The sequence below is a fragment of the Tepidibacter formicigenes DSM 15518 genome, from assembly GCF_900142235.1.
Taxonomy (GTDB): Bacteria; Bacillota; Clostridia; order Peptostreptococcales; family Peptostreptococcaceae; genus Tepidibacter; species Tepidibacter formicigenes.
The window spans coordinates 1-1,803 of record NZ_FRAE01000135.1 but is presented as its reverse complement, the minus strand read 5'-3'; the positions used below and the strand labels follow the sequence as shown (position 1 = coordinate 1,803).

Genomic DNA, 1,803 nt, shown 5'->3' with positions numbered 1-1,803 from the left:
TCTAATTTTAATACTAGTATGAGTTTTTTTGACTTATTATATTACCATAATATTCCTCATGCTAAAAATCTAAAATAGCACAAGAAGTTAAATTAAAAAGTCGGTATGCCCAAGAGGCTAAATACCGACTTTTTAATTTATATGAATTTTATCCACATTATAGTAATTAATATCCAGAAACTACCTAAAATTCTGTATATCCAAATTTTAAATTTTGATAATTCTTCAATCTTATTTCTACGCATTAAATTAATCACAAATCTTGGATTTAATGTAAATAATAACCAAAATAACATTATGAAATAATAAAATATGGTTATATAAAATTTATTATAAGATAATTTAATATTAAGAATATATAAAATTAGTATTGATACCAATAAGACTTTAAATACAATTTGAATTAGTTTTCTTATATTCATTATGACCCTTCCTTTACTAGTTAGTTTGTATAATGGATAATACAAATTTTTATACAAATACGAGATAGTAAACCATAACAATTTGCGGTAATTATTTACATTTAATTATATGATGTTATGAACTTTTTTGTCAATATACAAAGTGCTACTAGCTAAATCAGTTCTCATGCCAACAAGTCTACTATGTAGTTTGTATCTTAAAATGAATATAAATAGTTACCCAGATTTATAGAGTATACAAAAATCTTTTAAAATCAGTTAAGCATAATATAACTTATGTTTAGCTAAACGACAAAATATGATATAATATGACTAATAAGTTAAACATAACTTAAAGAAAACTAACGTTATTGAGTTAGACATAATTTACAGGAGGCATCTATGTTAAAATCATTTGAAAAATTTCTTAGAAACGAAGATAAAAGTGAAAATACAATAAAAAGTTACATAAATCATATGAAATTATATTTAAATTGGTTTGAAGATAGTTTTGGATCAGAATTTAAAAAACTTTATAGAGAAAATATACTAGATTACAAAAGTTTCTTAAAAAACATAAAAAAAGATTCAGCAAGAACAATTAATGCTAAAATAGCAGCTCTTATAAAATTTAATGAGTTCTTAATTGAACAAGATATTCAAAATAATGTGGTTGTATCTAAAAAAGATAATATAAAGATTCAAAGTCAAGGAGCAAGCCCTACAGATATAAATAAAACTGATGTGGAGAAATTTAGGCAAACAGTTTTAGAAAAAGGCTCTAAAAGAGATTATGCTATTATTACACTTCTTGCTTACTCTGGACTTAGAATATCTGAAGCCTTGAATTTAAAGTTAGATGATGTAAGTTTAGTAGCAAAGGAAATTTTAATAAGAAGTGGAAAAGGAGATAAGCAAAGAATTGTATATATAAATGACAAAATTATAAATGCTATTAAATCATATATTAATGAAAGAAATAGTGATAGTAGTTACTTATTTGTAAGTAGGCAAAGTGATAAATTAAATAGAACTAGAGTAAATCAAATTTTTAATAAATTTAGTGATAAAATAACCCCTCATAAATTGAGGCATTTTTGGTGTACTCACGCTTTAGAAAATGGGTATTCTGTACATGAAGTAGCAAATCAAGCAGGTCATAGTAATATTCATACTACTTTGATCTATACAAATCCATCTAAAGAAAAAATGAAAGAAAAGGCTAATTTGCTTTAATGATAATATTTAGTTTAAAGGATATTTGATGGCAAGTGTCATATGTAAAAAAAAGATTACATGGCTACGTCCTACTCTCCCAGAAGGCTTCCCTTCAAGTACCATCGGCGCTAAGGAGCTTAACTTCTGTGTTCGGAATGGGAACAGGTGTATCCTCCTTGCTATT

General features: G+C 25.3%; 1 protein-coding gene and 1 rRNA gene. One reads left to right on the top strand and one right to left on the bottom strand.

Annotation, left to right across the window (positions count from 1 at the left end; translation table 11 throughout):
- The first annotated feature begins 803 nt into the window (after positions 1-803).
- Positions 804-1,637, top strand: coding sequence for a tyrosine-type recombinase/integrase (locus BUA77_RS13175; RefSeq protein ID WP_072891049.1), 834 nt, complete (start codon positions 804-806; stop codon positions 1,635-1,637).
- Between the two features lie 58 nt (positions 1,638-1,695).
- On the opposite strand, the gene rrf is transcribed toward BUA77_RS13175, so the two are convergent.
- A 5S ribosomal RNA gene (gene rrf, locus BUA77_RS13170) occupies positions 1,696-1,803 on the bottom strand; the annotation flags it as partial.

Excerpts from the sequence above, each read along its gene's own strand:
- BUA77_RS13175 (WP_072891049.1), top strand. The coding sequence starts at position 804 with ATGTTAAAATCATTTGAAAAATTTCTTAGAAACGAAGATAAAAGTGAA.